Below are 17,570 nucleotides of genomic sequence, written 5' to 3' on the forward strand. Positions count from 1 at the left end.
GCGAGTGTTTCCCTGCGGACCTAGAGTGATGTCGTGCCGGGCGCACCGCTCAAACCGATGCTCGCCACCACCGGGGAGCTGCCCAGCGGCGCCGGCTGGGGGTACGAGTTCAAATGGGACGGCGTACGCGCGCTCGCCCAGATCGCCGGCGGCGTGATCCGGCTCTACGCCCGCTCCGGTACGGAGATCACCGCGGCCTACCCGGAGTTGGCGCCACTGCGCCAGCAGGTGCCGAACGCCCTGCTCGACGGCGAGGTGGTGGTGCTGACCGAGCGGGGGCAGCCCTCGTTCACCGCGCTCGCCGAGCGGATGCACGTACGCGACCCGGGGCGGGCGGCGCGGCTGGCGGCGAGCATGCCGGTGACGTACCTGATCTTCGACGTGTTGCGGCTGGCCGACGTGGACCTGACCGGCCAGCCGTACCAGCAGCGCCGGGCGACCCTCGACGGCCTGGGGTTGGCCGGGGCGCGTTGGGCGGCTCCGCCGGTCTTCCCGGACGGCCCGGCGACCTACGAGGCAGCGGGTGAGCACGGCCTGGAGGGAGTGGTCGCCAAGCGGCTCGACTCGGTCTACCGGCCGGGCGTGCGGTCACCGGACTGGGTCAAGGTCAAACTGGAGGTGACCGGCGATTTTGTGGTCGGCGGCTGGCGTCCCGGTGCCCGCCGGATCGGCGGGCTGCTGGTCGGGGTGCCGGCACCGGACGGTGGACTGATCTTCCGGGGGCGGGTCGGCGGCGGGATCGGGGCGGCGGCCGAACGTGAACTGCTCGACGTGCTGGAACCGCTCCAGGTCCAGACGCCGCCCTTCGCGGAAAGGGTGCCGCGTGAGGATGCCCGGGGCGCGATCTGGGTACGTCCCGAGATCGTGGTCGAGGTGAAGTACGGCCAGCGCACCCCGGACGGGCGGCTGCGGTTTCCGCGGTTGCGCCGGTTGCGCCCGGACAAGACGGCGGAGGATGTCGACGATGCCGGCTGAGAAAGTCAGGGTCGAGGTGGAGGGGCGGAACCTGGAGGTCTCCAACCTGGACAAGGTGCTCTATCCCGGAGTCGGTTTCACCAAGGGCGAGGTGATCGACTACTACACCCGGATCGCTCCGGTGCTGCTGCCGCACCTGCGGGACCGGCCGCTGACCAGGATCCGTTACCCGAACGGGGTGGGCGAGTCGTTCTTCTTCGAGAAGAACGCCCCGGCCAGCACCCCCGACTGGGTACGCCAGGAGCGGCTTCCCGCGCCGGGCTCGTCGAAGGGCCGGGACGAACTGGACTACGTGGTCGCCGACGACCTGCCCACCCTGGTCTGGCTGGCGAACCTGGCCGCGTTGGAGCTGCACACCCCACAGTGGCGGGTGGGCACCCGGCGCCAGGGCGACCCCCGACCGGACCTGATGGTGGTCGACCTCGACCCGGGTGCCCCGGCCGCCCTGGCGGAGTGCTGCGTGGTGGCGGTACGGATGCGCGACCGGTTGGCCGAGGACGGGATCGCCAGCTATCCGAAGACCTCCGGCAAGAAGGGCATGCAGCTCTGTTGCCCGATCGCCGGCAAGCAGTCGGCGGACGAGGTCTCCGCATATGCGCGGCGAGTGGCGGAGGAGTTGGAGCGGGGCGAGCCGAAGCTGGTCACCGCGAAGATGGCGAAGCGGCTGCGCCCCGGCAAGATCTTCATCGACTGGAGCCAGAACAACGCGGCGAAGACGACGGTGGCGCCGTACTCGCTGCGGGCGGGGGCGGTGCCCGCCGCGTCGGCGCCGCTGACCTGGGACGAGGTGGAGGCGGTTACCTCGGGGGAGGTGGGCGCGGTGCGCCAGTTCACCGCCGCCGAGGTCCTGGACCGAGCGCAGGAGTACGGCGACCTGATGGCGGAACTGCTCGTTCCAGGCCCCAAACTGCCTCGCTGACGGCCCTGCTTTCTCGCTGTCTTGCCGGCCGTCGGCGAAGAATATCCGGAGGTCTCGTACACGTTTTTCCGTGTAGCTACATGAGAGAACGTGTACGAAGAAGTCGCTTCACGTCCACGATTCTGGGTTGTCCACAGGGTTGTCCACAGCTGGGTGTGAGTGGGTGGCGGGCGACCGCCGGGCCGGTCACCATCAGTCGATGCCGAACGCCACCCTCGCCCGGCAGTTGGGCTCGCTGCTGCGGCTGGAGCGGGAAGGGGCCGGGCTGACCCAGGCCAAGCTCGCCGTCCGAGCCGATGTATCCCAGCAGTGCGTCTCGCACTTCGAGCGCGGCACCTCGGCACCGACGGCGACCCTGGTCGAGCGGCTCTTCGACGCACTCGGCAAGCAGTTGCGGTTGGAGGTCGAGGAACGCGACGCCGACCTGGACGCCGCGATCGACGCCGCCACCGGCACGGACGACGAAACCGATGACGAAAACAACGACGAACCCGACGTCGTCGAGGCGCTGCTCCACGAGTTGGGCGTGCTGTGGCGGCGGGCGTCGCCGGAGCTGGAGTACCTGATCGACGGCGAGCTCGCCGCGGCACTGCAAGGGCGGCCCACTGCGCTGGTTGACGACCGGTGGCGAGCTACGGGTGCGCCTGCTGCCCCGGCTCCCAGCGCCGGTGCTGGTCCGGACGGGCGGTCGGGAGATGCGGGTGCGGCCGTTGGGTGATGTCGAACGCGACGAACCGCAGATCGCCCGGATCGCCGCCCGAGCCAGGGCCCGGACGGCGACCGGTACGGCGAACGAGTGAACCCGCTCAGTCGATGCTGGGCAGCGGCGGCCCGAGCACGTCGTCGGCGTCGACGATCGTGTAGGCGTACCCCTGCTCGGCGAGGAACCGCTGCCGGTGTGCGGCGTACTCGGTGTCGATCGTGTCCCGGGAGACCACGGTGTAGAAATGCGCCTGCCGGCGGTCCGCCTTCGGGCGCAGCACCCGGCCGAGCCGCTGCGCCTCCTCCTGGCGGGAGCCGAACGTGCCGGAGACCTGGATCGCGATCCCGGCCTCGGGCAGGTCGATCGAGAAGTTACCCACCTTCGAGATGACCAGGGTGGGGATCTCCCCCGAGCGGAACGCGTCGAAGAGCCGTTCACGCTCCTTGTTGGTGGTCGACCCCTGCACGATCGGCGCGTTTAGGAACTCGCCCAACTGGTGCAACTGGTCGATGTAGCCGCCGATCACCAACACCTGGTCGTTGCGGTGCCGGTCGATCAGGGCCTTCACCACCGGCAGCTTGGTCCGGGCGGTGGCCGCCATCCGGTAACGCTCCTCCGGCTCGGCGGTCGCGTACGCCATCCGCTCGGCGTCGGTCAGCGTCACCCGTACCTCGGTGCAGTCGGCCGGGGCGATCCAGCCCTGCGCCTCGATGTCCTTCCACGGCGCGTCGTACCGCTTCGGGCCGATCAGGGAGAAGACGTCGCCCTCGCGGCCGTCCTCCCGGACCAGGGTCGCGGTCAGCCCCAGCCGGCGACGGGCCTGGAGATCGGCGGTGAACCGGAAGATCGGCGCCGGCAGCAGGTGCACCTCGTCGTAGATGACCAGGCCCCAGTCGCGGGCGCCGAACAGGTCCAGGTGGGTGAAGGCGCCGTTGCGGCGCGCGGTGAGCACCTGGTACGTCGCGATGGTGACCGGGCGGATCTCCTTGCGTTCGCCGGAGTACTCGCCGATCTCCTCCTCGGTCAGTGAGGTACGGGCGATCAACTCGCGCTTCCACTGCCGGCCGGCGACCGTGTTCGTCACCAGGATCAGCGTGGTCGCCTTCGCCTCGGCCATCGCCGCCGCGCCGACCAGGGTCTTGCCCGCCCCACAGGGAAGCACCACGACGCCCGACCCGCCGGCCCAGAAGGTCTGCACCGCCTCCCGCTGGTACGACCGCAGCGTCCAGGCCGACTGGTGTCGAGCCGGGTGCTGCTTGTCGGCGGGAACGTCCTTGCCCTCCTCGGCCAGCTCGATCGGGTGCGCCTCACCGTCGACGTAGCCGGCCAGGTCCTCCGCCGGCCAGCCCAGCTTGAGCAGGCCCTGCTTGAGCCGGCCGCGCTCGGACGGGTGGACGATCATGGTGTCCTCGTCGACCTTGGCACCGAGCATCCCGGCGAGTTTCTTGCTCTTCGCCACCTCGATCAGGACCATCCGGTCGAGCGCCCGCAGCACCAGCCCGTGACTCGGGTGGTTGACCAGTTGCAGCCGCCCGTACCGGTCCATCGTCTCGGCGATGTCGACCAACAGGGCGTGCGGGACCGGGTAGCGGGAGTACTTCAACAGGGCGTCCACCACGCCCTCGGCGTCGTGCCCGGCCGCCCGCGCGTTCCAGAGCCCCAGTGGCGTCAGTCGGTAGGTGTGCACGTGTTCGGGGGAACGTTCCAGCTCGGCGAAGGGGGCGATCGCCATCCGGCAGGCGAGCGCGTCCGGGTGATCGACCTCCAGCAGCAGCGTTTTGTCTGATTGCACGATCAATGGGCCACTGCTCACGTTCAGGTTCCTCTCGACAGCGCCGGTCCGGGTTGCTCCCGGGAGACGGCGCGGAACAAGACCCTCAAGTGTTGCACGGTCGGTAACGAATTCCGCCGGACAGATAACGAAGCGAGAAAAGTCTTCACCTCACGCAACATCCCGGACCCCCTGTGCGTCTAGCAATGGGCAGCCGCTCGGGGTGGGACGCCGGATCAACCGCCGACGATCCCTCGCCGAGCGGTGGCTGTGCTGGTCGGCGCCGGTGTAGGTGCGTTCGATCCGTCAGCGGAGCCGGTTGGATGCCCGGGGGACACCCGACCGGTCCGGGTGACGGAAGGCAACGGGGGCGAATGGCTCACCGGCGCCCGACCGGCTCTGCCCCTGTCACCACGGCCTTGCGGGTGCCAGTCTGGTAGGGCCGGGCGGGTCCGCATGGGGAGGCAGCGATGTCCGTGGATCGTGAGCGGGTCGGCCGTGCCACGGTCGTCGGTTACACGCTGGTCGCGATCGGCCTCTTCGGGTGGTTCCTCTTCGGTTGGCTGGTCGAACGGCAGGGCTTCGTCAACTCGGTGGGCGAGTCGGCCGGCACCGCCTTCGCCCTGCTCCTCGTCATCTCGATCGTCGGCACGGTACGGCGCAGCCGGCTCTGACCCGCCACGCCCGTACCGCCCCGCAACGGTTACTCGTCCAGCACCGCCGCCGTGATCCGGTGCAGCGCGAACGTGTGCAACATCTCGGTCCGCTCATCCTCGGCCCGCAGGTAACCCGCGCCGATCGACACCGGCCGGACCAGACGCGAGGTGGTCGCCCCGTGCGCGTCGACGTATCCGACCCAGACCAGCACCTTGTCCCGGATCGCCTGTTGAAGCGTGGCGAGTGCCTGGGTGTGCGCGTGTGCCGTGGTCGCGGCGCCCCCGGTGCGCCCGGCCCCGCCGCGTACGGGATCGGGAGCCCGCCGGGCCGCCCGCGCGGCGGCGTCACCGCGCCGCATCTGCTCGACGATGCCGAGCACCCGGGGGGTGGTCAGCCGTGGGGCGGCGAGCGGGTCGGCGGCCCGGTTGGTCACCGCGACCCGGGCCGGCGCCCGGCGGACCTTCGTCCGGGTGAGCACCACCGCCCCGCTGGCGTCCTCCGGCACCGGCGCGTACCCGGCCTCCCGCAGCATGGTGAGCAGTCGCCCCACCTGGAACGGGGTGGCCAGCACTGTCGGAGCCAGCCGGCGCAGCGACATGGTGCTCAGCCGCCGGTCGGCGACCACCTCGGTCAGCAGCGCCTCGTCGTCGCTGCGGACGTACGCGCCGGCCGAGCCGACCCGCAGCCCGCCGTGCTTGCGCGCCATGTCGTCGACGAGGTACGTCAGCCCCTGCGGCACCGGGGTACGGGACCGCCGCTGGAAGAGCGCGTGCAGGTCGTCGGCGGCGTAACCGGCGTCCAGCGCCCGACGCAGGCTGGTCGCGGTGACCCGGTGGACGCTCGCCCCGCCGGCCGACTCCGGATCGGCCAGCACCTCCAGTTCCGCCGCCAGGGTGGGTTCGGGCGGGCCCGGCACCACGATGCTCAGGTCGGCCTGGAGGAGGAAGTGGTCGACCGGGGCGGGGAGCAGTTCGTCCAGTGCCCGGACCGCCACCGATGCCTCGCCGGTGGATTCGTCGGCTCCCAGCCGTACGCCCAGCGGGTCGTCGGTTCCGGCGGCCACCCGGCTTTCGGCGGTGGCCGAGTCGGTGAGCAGCAGTCGACCGTACGAGGTGATCGCGCCGAGCCCGGTCAGGCCCAACCGGGCCGCCTCGGTGAGCACCTCCCGTTGGGCCACCTCCCGCCCTCGGCTGCGCCGTGGGGAACGCCAGGCGAGCAGTGCCAGCACCTCGTCCACACCGGGTGCGGTCCCCGGATCCAGTCCGGCGAGTACGCCGAGCAGAGCCCGGCGGGCGGTCGGCGTACCGGCCCGTTCGACCTCCGGGGAGAGCGCGGTGATCAATCGGTCCCGGTCGTCGCGCTGCCCGACCAGCCCCGGCTGGCGGGTCATCGCCAGCCAGGCCGTGGCGAGCTGTTCCCAGCGCCGGGCCAGCGAACCGGCACGCCACGCCTCGTAACTCGCGGTGGGCAGCACCTGCTGGTCGGCGCCGGCCCGGGTGGTGGTGGCGCCGGTCAGATCGACCTCGCCGACGAGGCCGGCGGCGTAGGCCACCTCCAGCAGCAGTGCGGTGGTCGACTCGTCCAATCCGACAATCCGGGCGATCCTCCGCAGATCACGTACGCCGACACCGCCGGAGCGCAGCACCGGGGGTGGGTCGGCGGCGACCGCCTCCAGCACCGACTCGGTCTGCCGGACCAGCTCCATCGCCTGGCCGGCGCCGGCCGAGTCGACCGCCTTCGGCTCCCGTAGCGCGGCGGTGCCGAGCGCGGGCGGCAACGGCTGCATCGGACCGAGCGGGCCGGAGTCACGGCGCAGCAGCAGCCCGATCTCGCGGGGAAGTTCGACCGCGGTGCCACCGGTTCCGGCATCGGTGTCCGAGATCGGCACCAGAAGAGCGTTTTCCACCAGCCAACGCACCGGAGAACCGGCACCGGAACCGGCGGCGTCGGGGCCGGTGGCTTCCTCGGTCGGGGTCTCCAGCGCCCTCGGTGGAAGCGTGCCCACCGGAGGGCCGGCGGCGAGCCGGTCCAGGATCGCCCGCGCCGCCGGGGGTGCCGCGAGCACCGTACGGCGCAGCCGGGCCGGGTCGGCGCAGAGCGCCGCGGCGGAGGGGTCCAGGTCCAACGCGGGCCGGCCCAGTCCCGCCGGGTACGGCGAGCTGACCTCGTCCACCCCGGCGACCACCTGGAGGGCGTGCTCCGGCCCGTACAGCAGGAAGAGCGCGCGCAGCCGGTTGAGCGCGCCCCGCACCGCGGCGGGGTCGGCGCCCTGCGCCGGCACCGCCGCGACGGCCAGGATCGCGTCGACCGAGGTGGTGCCGTCGGACGGATCACGAGTCAGCCGGGCGCCGTCGAGGATCTGCAGGGTGAACTGGTCCAGCCCGTCCAGGGCGCGGGCGACCGAGACCCGCGCCTGGGCCCGTGCGGCGAGCGCGGAGAGGTCCGCCGGCACCGGTAGGACCAGGTCGGGACGGAGTTGTAGCAGCGCTGCCAGAGCTTCGTCCGGCAGCGACCGCAGGTGGTCGGCGAGTGAGGTGGTCATCGTCATTCCACGCTAGCCGGCCGGGTGCCGGTGGCGCCCCTCGGTCGGCCGGGTGGACTCCACAGGCCGCCCGGCATGCGACGATGATCGGATGGCGACCACCCCCTCGGTCGGGTTCGACCTTGACATGACCTTGATCGACTCCCGGCCCGGCATCGCCGCCACCTACCGCGAGCTGACCGCCCGGACCGGCGTACCGGTCGACGCGGACCTCGCGGTCAGCCGGCTCGGTCCGCCGCTGCGGCAGGAGCTCTCGTACTGGTTCCCACCGGAAGAGTTGGAATCGGCGGTGCACACGTTCCGGTCGCTCTACCCGTCGTACGCGGTCACCCCGACGGTGCTGCTACCGGGGGCCGCCGAGACGCTCGCGGCGGTACAGGCGGCCGGACTGCGGGTGCTGGTGGTCACCTCCAAGCTCGGCCGCCTGGCCCGGCTGCACGTGGAGCACCTCGGCCTGCCGGTGGACGACGTCGCCGGCGACCTCTTCGCCGAGCAGAAGGCGACCGCGCTGCGGGAGCACGACGCCCGGCTCTACGTCGGCGATCACGTCGCCGACATGACCGCCGCCCGGATCGCCGGGGTGCCCGGCGTCGGTGTCGCCACCGGGCCGTGCGATGTGGATGAGCTGCGGTCCGCCGGGGCGGAGCTGGTCCTCGATGACCTCACCGGATTCCCAGCGGCGTTCTCGGGCCTGTTACGGCTAGCCTTGTGAGGGTCATCAGCCACATACGAAGTTGAGGTCAATCAGGTGCCGACGGGTCGAGTGAAGTGGTACGACGCGGCCAAGGGTTATGGATTCGTCACCAGTGACGAGGGCGGCGACGTGTTCCTACCCAAGAGTGCGTTGCCCGCTGGCGTCACCGATCTCAAGGGGGGTCAGCGGATCGAGTTCGGCGTGGTGGACAGTCGCAAGGGCGCCCAGGCGCATGCCGCCAAACTGCTCGACGCGCCGCCGTCCATGGCGGAACTCCGCCGCCGCCCCGCCGAGGAGCTGCACGGGCTGGTCGAAGACATGATCAAGGTGCTGGAGGCGAAGATCCAGCCCGATCTGCGGCGCGGCCGGTTCCCGGACAAGAAGACCGCGCAGACCGTCGCTCACCTGGTCCACGCGGTCGCCAGCGAGCTGGAGATCTGAGGGGCCGTCGGGGTCAACCCGGCGACCGCGGCCCGGCGGAGCAGGGCGTCCACCGCCCGGTAACCGTCCTCGCCGAGGTCTGCGGTGAACTCGTTCACATAGAGCGCGATGTGCTGGTCGACCACGTCCGGCTCCATCTCCTGCGCGTGCGCCAGCACGTACTCGCGGGTGCCGGCGGGGTCGGCCCACGCCTGCCGTACCGACGCGCGGATCCAGTCCGCCGCGGCCACCGGATCCACGGTGCCGCGGCGGGCCAGGATCGCACCGAGCGGGATCGGCAGCCCGGTGTCCGACTCCCACCACTCACCGAGGTCGACCAGCGCGGTCAGCCCGTGCCGGTGGTAGGTGAAGCGGGCTTCGTGGATCACCAGACCGGCGTCGTAGCGACCGGCCGCGACCCCGGGCATGATCTCGTGGAACGGCACCACCTCGATGCGCGCCGGCTGCTGCCCCTGGGCCCAGAGCCGGAACAGCAGGTACGCGGTGGTCCGGTCGCCGGGCACCGCGACGGTCGCCCCGGTCAGGTCGGTCCGGTCGCCCCGGGTCAGCACCAGCGGCCCGCAACCGCGCCCCAGCGCGCCACCGCACGGCAGCAGCTGGTAGTCGTCGAGCAGCCAGGGCAGGGCGGCGTAGCTCACCTTCACGATGTCGTACGCGCCCTGCTGCGCGGCGGTGTTCGTGACGTCCACGTCGGCGTAGGTCACCTCGACCGGCGGCGCCCCGGGCACCAGACCATGCACCAGGGCATGGAAGACGAAGGTGTCGTTGGGGCAGGGCGAGAAAGCCAGCGAAAGTGCCACGCCTCCCACCGTAAACCCCGGTGGATCGCCGCGACGCGGGGGCCGTACCAGGTCAGTGCAGCGCGGCGGCGGCGCAGCGGAGCGCGTCGAACGCCTCGGTGATCCGCCACGCGCCCCGGTCCCGGGGACCGACCGGGTTGGAGATGGTACGCAGTTCGGCGAAGGGGACGCCGGCCTGCGCGGCGGCGGTCGCCACCCCGTACCCCTCCATCGCCTCGGCCACCGCGTCCGGGTAGCGGGCGGCGAGGGCGCGGGCGCTCTCCGTGGTCCCGGTGACGGTGCTACAGGTGATCACCGCCCCGACGGTGGCCCGGGGCAGCGCCTGCCGCAGCCGCTCCAGCAGTGCCGGGTCGGCGCTGGTGGTCGAGGGGCCGAAGCCCAGTTCGTCCAGGGGCAGGAAGCCGTCCGGTGACTCGGCGCCGAGGTCGGCGGCGATGCTCCGGGTGGCCAGCACGATCGTGCCGAGCGCGGCCCGGTCCGGGAAGCCGCCGCCGATCCCGGCACTGATCACCGCCTGGTACGGGTTCCCGCCCGCCTCGGCGAGGGCGAGCAACCGGGCGGTGCCGGCGGCAGCGGCGGCCGGACCGACCCCGACCGGGGCGACCGTGACCGTGGTGATGGTCAGCCCGGCGCGTACCGCCTCCGCCTCGGCCGGCACGGCGGTGACGATCAGCAGTCCAGCGCTCATGTTCTCGGCTCCCGGGGTTCGCGCGGTTGGCGGGTGTCGTCGCCGACGCCCGGCCCCGGCGCGGCCGACGACGGCCGGTAGATGTGGTAGCCCGGCGGCGCACTGCCCGCCAGGTTGCCGTTCTGTGCCGATGCCGATGCCGATGCCGATGCTGTGGCGGGCTCGGTGACGGTACGCGTCTCGGCCGTCGCCGGCTCCGCCACCCGGTCCCGGGCAGCCTGTTCGGCGGCAGCCCGTTCGGCGGCGGCCTGCTGCTCGCCGGCGGCCTGCTGGTCGGCGGCCTCCTGCTCGGCGTCCGGGATGGCCCGACCGTGCAGTTTCTCGCCCCGCAGCCGCCCCGCGACCACCACCGCGCGTACGGCGGCGAGCGTGGCCAGGCCACTGAGCACCGCGATGCCGACCCGGCCGTCGAACGGGATCAGACCCAGCGCGCCGCCGGCCACGAAGGCCAGCATCAGTGCGGTCTCCGAGTGGGCGAAGGCGCTGGCCCGGGACCGCTCCCGGATCCGTTCCTGGATCGAGGCGTCCACGGCGAGCTTCGCGATGCCGCTGACCAGAGCCGTGACCAGGCAGAGCAGGGCGACCGTGAGCAGGGAGAACCGGACCGTGGCGAGCACCGCCAGCGCGGCGACGATGACCAGGCCGCTGGATTGCAGCGCGATCGGGCGGTGGATGCGCAGCCGGGTGCCGAGCGCGGTGGCGAGGAAGGTGCCGACCGCCAGCGCCCCGCCGACCAGTCCCAGTGCGGCCTGGTCGGAGAGCTTCCGGCCGAGGAGTTCCGTGGTCACGTCGCCGGCCTTGATCGCGAAGGCGAGGAAGAGCAGGAGGAAGCCGTACAGGCCGCGCAGGGTGGCGCCGCCGGCCAGGGCGGCGAGCACAAGTCGCCCGCCCGGTGAGCCCCGTCCGAGGGCCCGCTCCTGGCGGCCCCGCCAGATGGCGCGGATCGGCCGGGGCACCGCCTCCGGCGGCTCGGAGTCGGCCCGGGGCGGCAGTCGCAGCGCGATCACCATGCCCACCAGGAAGATGACCGAGGCCACCCGGAGCGGCCACTGTGGACCGAGCCAGAACGCGGCCAGCCCCAGGGGCGCGACCACGGTGCCGGCGATGGTGCCGTACACGCTGGCGCGGGCACCGGCCTGGGACAGGCCGATTCCCTCGGGCAGCAGCCGGGGGACGGCGGCCGACCGGGCCACGCCGTACGCCCGGGAGAGGGCGAGCACGCCGAACGCGGCCGGGTAGAGCCCGAACCCGTGGATGTAGTCGGAGATCAGCCAGGCCAGGAAGGCGCGGCCGAGCATGGTGGCGGCGAGGGCGTACCGGCGGCCGTGCCGGAAGTGGTCGAGCAGCGGACCGACCACCGGGGCGAGCAGTGCGAACGGCACCATGGTCACCAGCAGGTAGAGGGCGACCTTGCCGCGCGCCTCGCCGAGCGGGGCGTTGAAGAAGATCGTTCCGGCCAGGCCGATCGTGATCAGGACGTCACCGGCACACGAGACGGCGTGCAGGTCGAAGAGGCGCACCATGCCGGTCTCGCCGCCGGCGCCCCGGGTCCGCGCCCGGCCGGCACCCCTGGTGATCCAGGCTCCGCCTCGGAACGTGCCGCGCAGGAGCGCACGGGTGCCACGGATCGTCGTACCGAGGGCGCGCCCGAGGAACGACCCCCTGGGGCGGTTGAACAGCGGCATGTGCACCATCCTCGCCCATCCGGCGCAACCCTGGAGGATGTGCCGGGAGAACGTCTGCGGGGAGTCCCTGCCGGCCCGCCGCTCGGATAGGGAAGAATGAGCGCGTGACCAGGACCGCCAGCGCTCGCGCAGCTCGTCTTGACCAGGTTTGTGCCGCTGCCGTGGAGGTGGCGCGGGCCGGCATCACCGAGGTGGAGTCGGCTGACGTTGGCGCCCACCTGGAGGTTGTTGCTGAGGGTGAACGCCTGGTTACCCATTTCTTTGAATGTCTGCTCGCCGGTTACCGGGGATGGCGCTGGGCGGTCACCGTCACCCGGGTGTCGCGCAGCAAGCAGGTGACGATCTGCGAGGCCGTCCTGCTGCCCGGCCCGGACGCGCTGCTGGCGCCCGGCTGGCTGCCCTGGCAGGAGCGGCTGCAGCCGGGTGACCTCGGGGTGGGCGACCTGCTGCCGACCCCGGCCGACGACGACCGCCTGGTGCCCGGCTACGTGCTCTCCGACGATCCCGCCGTCGAGGAGACGAACTGGGAGCTCGGGCTCGGCCGTTCCCGGGTGATGTCCCTGGAGGGCCGGCTGGAGACCGCCCAGCGCTGGTACGACGGCGACCACGGCCCGGCCGCGCCGATCTCCGCCGCCGCTCCCCGGACCGCCCGCTGCGGGACCTGCGGCTTCTATCTGCCCCTGGCCGGTGCCATGCGCCAGGCGTTCGGGGTCTGCGGCAACTTCTACGCTCCCGACGACGGCCGGGCGGTCAGCGCCGACCATGGCTGCGGGGCGCACTCGGAGACTCTGCTCGACACCCCGGAGACGCCGGTGGACGAGCTGCCGACGATCTACGACGACAACGAGGTCGAGGCGGTCTCGGTGAGCCGGGCGCCGGGTTCGGTGGAGAACGGCGAGCCCGCCGAGCCGTACGGGCACGGCTGACCGACCGCCTGCGGGCGACGTCGGGTCCCCGGGCCTGCCCGGCCACCGGTCAGTGTCGCTGGCCGGCCCGGCGGCGGCGTCGGTTGGCGTCGTGGCGGAGCATCACGGCCAGTCCGGGGAAGCCCACCAGGAAACCGGCGAGGCAGGTCCAGAGCCAGTCCTGATGACCGTGCTCGGTCAGCCAGTCGCGGAAGAAGATCAACAGGACCAGTCCGACCACGGCCCAGATCACCATGCCGCCCACGGCGAACGGGACCATCGGCGGGTCGAGCGGCTCCGGCCGCGGTTGCTGCTGCTCCGGCACGTGATCAGCGTACCCGTGGGCAGGGATCGAGGTTCGTAACCGGAACGAGCTTCCCCGGTAAACGGTCGTCTGGGACGATGCGCCCATCGAACCCCCATGATCGCGATGTGAGGCCCCTGATGACGACCACCTCAGCAAAGGCCGGTGCCCCGCCGGCCACCACACCCCCACGCAACGGCTTTGACCGATACTTCGAAATCTCCCACCGTGGCTCCACCGTCAACCGGGAAATCCGGGGCGGGCTCGCCACCTTCTTCACGATGGCCTACATCGTGGTGCTCAACCCGTTGATCCTCGGCAACGCCGTCGACGGTGACGGGCAGAGGCTGGCCATTCCCGCGCTCGCGGAGGCCACCGCCCTGGTTGCCGGGGTGATGACCATCCTGATGGGTGTGGTCGGCCGGTTCCCGCTCGCGCTCGCCGCCGGGCTCGGGGTGAACGCCCTGGTCGCGTACGAGATCGCCCCGCAGATGACCTGGGCCGACGCCATGGGGCTGGTGGTGATCGAGGGCGTGATCATCGCGATCCTGGTGCTCACCGGTTTGCGTACGGCCGTCTTCCGTGCGGTGCCGACCCAGCTCAAGACCGCGATCGGGGTGGGCATCGGCCTCTTCCTGACCATCATCGGGCTGGTCGACGCCGGTTTCGTCCGCCGGATCCCGGACGCTGCCGGCACCACCGTGCCGGTCGGCCTGGGCATCAACGGCAAACTGGTCACCTGGCCGGCGCTGGTCTTCGTGCTCGGCCTGCTGGTCACCCTCGTGCTGGTGGTACGGAAGGTCCGGGGCGCGATCCTGATCGGCATCGTGGCCTCGACCGTGTTGGCGATCATCGTGGAGGCGATCGCCAACGTCGGCCCGTCGTTCGTGAACGGGGTGCCGAACCCGCAGGGCTGGTCGCTGAACGTGCCGGAGTTGCCGGACACCGTGCTCGCCACCCCCGATCTCTCCCTGCTGGGCAACTTCGACGTGCTCGGTTCCTGGTCGCGGGCCGGCTGGCTGATCGCGTTGATGTTCGTCTTCACGCTCCTGGTCACCGACTTCTTCGACACCATGGGAACGATGGTGGCGGTCGGCCAGGAGGGCGACCTGCTGGACGAGAGCCAGACGCCACCGCGTACCCGGGAGATCCTGCTGGTCGACTCGATCGCCGCGGCGGCCGGCGGGGCGGCGAGCACGTCGAGCAACACCTCGTACATCGAGAGCGCGGCCGGCGTCGCGGAGGGGGCCCGTACCGGGGTGGCGAACCTGGTCACCGGTGGGCTGTTCCTGCTGGCCATGTTCCTGGCGCCGCTGGTCGTGGTGGTGCCGTTCGAGGCCGCGTCAACGGCGCTGGTGGTGGTCGGGTTCCTGATGATGACCGGCGTACGGAGCATCGACTGGACCGACTACGAGATCGCCGTACCGGCCTTCCTGACGATCGTGCTGATGCCGTTCACCTACTCGATCTCGAACGGAATCGGCGCCGGCGTGATCACCTTTGTCGTGCTCAAGCTGGCCCGGGGCAAGGCCGGACAGGTGCACCCACTGCTGTACGGGGTGGCCGGCCTCTTCACCCTCTATTTCCTGCGGGGCCCGATCGAGTCGTTGATCGGCTGACCCGTTCGGGCCGGTTCCGCCCCGCGTGGGTGGCCGGTGGTCGGGCGGGGGAAACTAGCATCGCAGGTACCCCCGCCTGGCCTTGAGCTCGGTGACTGTGGTCATAACAGTGGTCGTTAGCCAGGCTTATTAGCTAGGCTAACTAACGTGACGGAGCGGACGGTGATGGCGCAACGTGTGCCGCCTGCGCAGCTGGCAAGCCTGCTGCGCGACGCGATCACCCGGCTCAATCGACGGGTCCGGCAGTCCCGGCCGGTCGGCGAACTCACGCTGACTCAGTTGTCGGCCCTGACCAGCCTGGAGCTGGCGGGCGCGCTGACGCCTCGTGAGTTGGCCGACACCGAACGGGTGCAGCCACCGACAATGACCAAGATCGTCGCGAAGCTGGAGGAGCGTGGCCTGGTGCGCCGCACTCCCCACCCGACCGACCGACGCCAGGTCATTCTCTCGACGACCGATTCCGGCCGTGAAGTGTTCGCCCAGTTCGAACGGGCGCGCAACGAATGGCTGGGGCACCGGCTCGCCGAGTTGACCCCGGAGGAACGGGAAACGCTGCGGCAGGCCGCGGCGATTCTGCAGAAGGTCGCTCGCGCCTGATCGGCGCCGCGCACCGGGTCCGCTTCGTCCGCTGTGGATGACGCGTACGACCCGGAGGAGGCGCACCCCGAGTGCGGGCAAAACTAGGCACCACGTTCCAGTCCCTGCAGGTCCGAAACTACCGGCTGTTCGCGATCGGTCAGCTCACCAAGCTGATCGGCGTGTGGATGATGTTCACCGCGCAGGACTGGCTCGTACTCGATCTTTCCCACAACTCGGCGACCGCCCTCGGCTGGGTCACCGCGTTGCAGTTCACCCCCGTACTGCTGCTCACCCTCTTCTCCGGCCGGCTCGCCGACCGGTACGACAAGCGCCTGCTGCTCTTCATCGCGAACGCGAGCTGGTGCGTGCTGGCGCTGGTCATGAGCGTGTTGGTGGTCACCGGCGTGATCGAACTCTGGCACGTCTTCGTCTTCGCCGCCCTGCTCGGCACCGCGAACGCGGTCGAGACCCCGGTACGTCAGTCGTTCGTCTCCGAACTCGTCGGCACCTCACTGCTGCCGAACGCGCTGTCGCTCTCGGCGGCGACGTTCAACTCCGCCCGGATCATCGGCCCGGCGGTGGCCGGTGTGGCGATCGCCGTCTTCGACGTCGGACCGGTCTTCATGATCAGCGTCTTCGGCGCGCTCGCGCCGCTGGTCGGCCTGTTCCGGATGCGCGCCGACGAACTGCACCGGGAGGCCCTGCCCCCGATCGAGGAACGCGCCCCCGCCCGGGTCATCGACGGACTCCGGTACGTCCGGGTCCGGTCCGACCTGGTGCTGCCGATGGTGCTCATGTCGGTGATGGGGATGACCCTGTTCAACTTCCAGATCACCCTCGCCGCGCTCGCCAAGACCGTCTTCCACACCGGTGCGGCCTCGTTCGGACTCTTCACCACCGCGCTCGCACTCGGCGCGCTCGGTGGTGCCCTGGCCGGCAGCGGGCGGCGCAGCCGGCCCTCGGTCTGGGTGGTCCTCGGCGCGGCGGTGGGCTGCGCGATCTCCGGCACCCTGGTCGGGCTCGCCACCAGCTACTGGCTGGTGATGGTGCTGCTGGTGCCGGCCGGCTTCCTGATGGTCTACTTCGCCCAGGCGTCCAACCAGCGGGTCCAGCTCGGCGTCGACGCGGCCTTCCGGGGTCGGGTGATGGCCCTCTGGGTGCTGGTCTTCCTCGGCACCAACCCGGTCGGCGCGCCGGTGATCGGCTGGGTCGCCGAGCACGCCGGGGCGAACGCCGCGATCTGGATCGGTGGGCTCATCTCGCTGGCCGCCGCCCTGCTGGCCCTGCTCTGGCAGTTGCGCCACGAGGGTGCCCGGCTCCGCCTGCGGATCGCCCCCCGCCCCGGCCTCTACGTCGTTCCCGCCGCCGACGCCAGCTGACCCGGCAAGCCAGCCGATCAGAAGGAAGGGGCCCTTGTTATCGGATATGGATAGGAAGGGGCCCTTCCTTACCCGAGCGGGGGTGGGCGAGTGTCGTACCGGTCTGATTGGTTGTGGGGATGGAGCAGACGCGCTATCTGGAGTGTCTCGCCGCCGACCACGCCCGGCTGGGGCTCGTCGCGGCAAAGGGCCTGGCCGAGACCGTGCCGAGTTGTCCGGACTGGAGCGTGCGGGACCTGACTCGTCACGTGGCTCAGGTCTACCTGCACAAGGTCGCCTGCATGCGGGCCGGGGCGGCACCCCAGGACTGGCCGCCGGACCTCTCCGCGGAGGAGCCGGCCATGCTGCTCGAACGGGCGTACGCGGAACTGGTGTCGGAGTTCGGCAACCGGACCCCCGGGTCGGCCGCCTACACCTGGTACGAGCCGGATCAGACGGTGGCGTTCTGGATCCGCCGGATGGCGCACGAGACGGTGGTGCACCGGGTCGACGCGGAGCAGGCGGTCGGGGCGTCCATCGCCGACATCCCGGACGACCTCGCTCACGACGGGATCGACGAGGTGCTCCAGGTGATGCTGGAATACGGCACCCGTAACTGGCCGGAGGCGTTTGCCGGATCACTGCCGGACTCCCCGGTCCGGTTGCTTGTCGACGCCGGTGAGCGGAGCTGGCTGGTCGATCTGGGTCCGTCCGGCGCCCAGGTCGGACCCGGGGCCACGGACCAGCCGGTGCACGCGACGATCAGCGGCTCCCCGCAGGAACTGCTGCTCTGGCTCTGGCGTCGCTCACCCGAAGCAGCGGTACGGCGTACCGGTGACCGGGTCGTGGTCGAACACTTCCGCCACTGCCTCGGCCTCGCCACGCAGTAATCGGGCGGCCCCGAGGGCGGACGGCGGCTAGGGTTTCATC

Annotated in this window: 17 protein-coding genes; 11 read left to right on the forward strand and 6 right to left on the reverse strand. The window is 71.4% G+C overall.

All coding sequences use genetic code 11. From position 1 onward, the window contains the following. Positions 1 to 33 precede the first annotated feature (33 nt). The 3 genes from ligD (BDK92_RS20820) (at position 34) to BDK92_RS20830 (ending at position 2,612) form a co-directional block, all read left to right on the forward strand. On the forward strand, positions 34 to 975 hold the full coding sequence (gene ligD / locus BDK92_RS20820; RefSeq protein ID WP_121158229.1) for a non-homologous end-joining DNA ligase: 942 nt from the start codon (positions 34 to 36) through the stop codon (positions 973 to 975). Beyond that, the gene (gene ligD / locus BDK92_RS20825) at positions 965 to 1,894 is read left to right on the forward strand and encodes a non-homologous end-joining DNA ligase (protein WP_121158230.1); all 930 of its coding nucleotides are present in this window, start codon (positions 965 to 967) and stop codon (positions 1,892 to 1,894) included. The genes ligD (BDK92_RS20820) and ligD (BDK92_RS20825) overlap by 11 nt, the downstream gene beginning before the upstream one ends. Before the next feature lie 199 nt (positions 1,895 to 2,093). After that, complete coding sequence (locus BDK92_RS20830; protein WP_147457068.1) at positions 2,094 to 2,612, forward strand: helix-turn-helix domain-containing protein; 519 nt, start codon at positions 2,094 to 2,096, stop codon at positions 2,610 to 2,612. Positions 2,613 to 2,700: 88 nt separating this feature from the next. Here the strand turns inward: BDK92_RS20830 and BDK92_RS20835 are convergent, their stop codons facing one another. Next, entirely contained in the window at positions 2,701 to 4,410 is a 1,710-nt protein-coding gene (locus BDK92_RS20835) for a DNA repair helicase XPB (protein ID WP_121158232.1), read from the reverse strand. A 428-nt stretch (positions 4,411 to 4,838) separates the two neighbouring features. Between BDK92_RS20835 and BDK92_RS20840 the strand changes: the two genes are divergently transcribed. After that, complete coding sequence (locus BDK92_RS20840; protein WP_121158233.1) at positions 4,839 to 5,042, forward strand: hypothetical protein; 204 nt, start codon at positions 4,839 to 4,841, stop codon at positions 5,040 to 5,042. 29 nt (positions 5,043 to 5,071) lie between these two features. Here the strand turns inward: BDK92_RS20840 and BDK92_RS20845 are convergent, their stop codons facing one another. Next, positions 5,072 to 7,567, reverse strand: a complete 2,496-nt coding sequence (locus BDK92_RS20845) for a helicase-associated domain-containing protein (RefSeq protein WP_121162435.1) — start codon at positions 7,565 to 7,567, stop codon at positions 5,072 to 5,074. Positions 7,568 to 7,658: 91 nt separating this feature from the next. On the opposite strand from BDK92_RS20845, the gene BDK92_RS20850 reads away from it, so the two are divergent. Beyond that, positions 7,659 to 8,279: an HAD family hydrolase gene (locus BDK92_RS20850; RefSeq protein WP_121158234.1), complete on the forward strand. Its 621-nt coding sequence runs from the start codon at positions 7,659 to 7,661 to the stop codon at positions 8,277 to 8,279. Between the two features lie 36 nt (positions 8,280 to 8,315). Beyond that, positions 8,316 to 8,702 (forward strand): cold-shock protein, encoded by a 387-nt coding sequence (locus BDK92_RS20855; protein ID WP_121158235.1) that lies wholly within the window; start codon positions 8,316 to 8,318, stop codon positions 8,700 to 8,702. Here the strand turns inward: BDK92_RS20855 and BDK92_RS20860 are convergent. The 3 genes from BDK92_RS20860 to BDK92_RS20870 are packed head-to-tail and all read right to left on the reverse strand — an operon-like array spanning position 8,663 to position 11,875. Next, complete coding sequence (locus BDK92_RS20860) at positions 8,663 to 9,502, reverse strand: 1,4-dihydroxy-6-naphtoate synthase (protein ID WP_121158236.1); 840 nt, start codon at positions 9,500 to 9,502, stop codon at positions 8,663 to 8,665. The genes BDK92_RS20855 and BDK92_RS20860 overlap by 40 nt on opposite strands. 52 nt (positions 9,503 to 9,554) lie before the next feature. Next, a complete protein-coding gene (locus tag BDK92_RS20865) occupies positions 9,555 to 10,190 on the reverse strand; it encodes a futalosine hydrolase (protein ID WP_121158237.1) in 636 nt (211 codons plus the stop codon). After that, the gene (locus tag BDK92_RS20870) at positions 10,187 to 11,875 is read right to left on the reverse strand and encodes an MFS transporter (RefSeq protein WP_121162436.1); all 1,689 of its coding nucleotides are present in this window, start codon (positions 11,873 to 11,875) and stop codon (positions 10,187 to 10,189) included. Before BDK92_RS20870 ends, BDK92_RS20865 begins: the two co-directional genes overlap by 4 nt. Before the next feature lie 86 nt (positions 11,876 to 11,961). Between BDK92_RS20870 and BDK92_RS20875 the strand changes: the two genes are divergently transcribed. Then, entirely contained in the window at positions 11,962 to 12,801 is an 840-nt protein-coding gene (locus BDK92_RS20875; RefSeq protein ID WP_121158238.1) for a DUF3027 domain-containing protein, read from the forward strand. Positions 12,802 to 12,850: 49 nt separating this feature from the next. Here the strand turns inward: BDK92_RS20875 and BDK92_RS20880 are convergent, their stop codons facing one another. Beyond that, positions 12,851 to 13,105, reverse strand: coding sequence for a DUF2530 domain-containing protein (locus BDK92_RS20880; RefSeq protein WP_121158239.1), 255 nt, complete (start codon positions 13,103 to 13,105; stop codon positions 12,851 to 12,853). Between the two features lie 119 nt (positions 13,106 to 13,224). On the opposite strand from BDK92_RS20880, the gene BDK92_RS20885 reads away from it, so the two are divergent. From BDK92_RS20885 to BDK92_RS20900, 4 genes are all read left to right on the forward strand, one after another. After that, positions 13,225 to 14,703, forward strand: coding sequence for an NCS2 family permease (locus BDK92_RS20885; RefSeq protein ID WP_121158240.1), 1,479 nt, complete (start codon positions 13,225 to 13,227; stop codon positions 14,701 to 14,703). Positions 14,704 to 14,850: 147 nt separating this feature from the next. Then, the gene (locus tag BDK92_RS20890; protein ID WP_211349317.1) at positions 14,851 to 15,300 is read left to right on the forward strand and encodes a MarR family winged helix-turn-helix transcriptional regulator; all 450 of its coding nucleotides are present in this window, start codon (positions 14,851 to 14,853) and stop codon (positions 15,298 to 15,300) included. Positions 15,301 to 15,371: 71 nt separating this feature from the next. Beyond that, positions 15,372 to 16,661, forward strand: a complete 1,290-nt coding sequence (locus BDK92_RS20895) for an MFS transporter (RefSeq protein WP_121158241.1) — start codon at positions 15,372 to 15,374, stop codon at positions 16,659 to 16,661. A 119-nt stretch (positions 16,662 to 16,780) separates the two neighbouring features. Further along, entirely contained in the window at positions 16,781 to 17,530 is a 750-nt protein-coding gene (locus BDK92_RS20900) for a maleylpyruvate isomerase family mycothiol-dependent enzyme (RefSeq protein WP_121158242.1), read from the forward strand. Positions 17,531 to 17,570: the final 40 nt, after the last annotated feature.

The sequence above is a fragment of the Micromonospora pisi genome (assembly GCF_003633685.1).
GTDB classification, from domain to species: domain Bacteria; phylum Actinomycetota; class Actinomycetes; order Mycobacteriales; family Micromonosporaceae; genus Micromonospora_G; species Micromonospora_G pisi.

Coding starts and splice junctions, on each gene's coding strand:
- ligD (WP_121158230.1), top strand. CDS start 965: ATGCCGGCTGAGAAAGTCAGGGTCGAGGTGGAGGGGCGGAACCTGGAG.
- BDK92_RS20830 (WP_147457068.1), top strand. CDS start 2,094: ATGCCGAACGCCACCCTCGCCCGGCAGTTGGGCTCGCTGCTGCGGCTG.
- BDK92_RS20840 (WP_121158233.1), top strand. CDS start 4,839: ATGTCCGTGGATCGTGAGCGGGTCGGCCGTGCCACGGTCGTCGGTTAC.
- BDK92_RS20845 (WP_121162435.1), bottom strand. CDS start 7,567: ATGACCACCTCACTCGCCGACCACCTGCGGTCGCTGCCGGACGAAGCT.
- BDK92_RS20850 (WP_121158234.1), top strand. CDS start 7,659: ATGGCGACCACCCCCTCGGTCGGGTTCGACCTTGACATGACCTTGATC.
- BDK92_RS20865 (WP_121158237.1), bottom strand. CDS start 10,190: ATGAGCGCTGGACTGCTGATCGTCACCGCCGTGCCGGCCGAGGCGGAG.
- BDK92_RS20870 (WP_121162436.1), bottom strand. CDS start 11,875: ATGCCGCTGTTCAACCGCCCCAGGGGGTCGTTCCTCGGGCGCGCCCTC.
- BDK92_RS20885 (WP_121158240.1), top strand. CDS start 13,225: ATGACGACCACCTCAGCAAAGGCCGGTGCCCCGCCGGCCACCACACCC.
- BDK92_RS20900 (WP_121158242.1), top strand. CDS start 16,781: ATGGAGCAGACGCGCTATCTGGAGTGTCTCGCCGCCGACCACGCCCGG.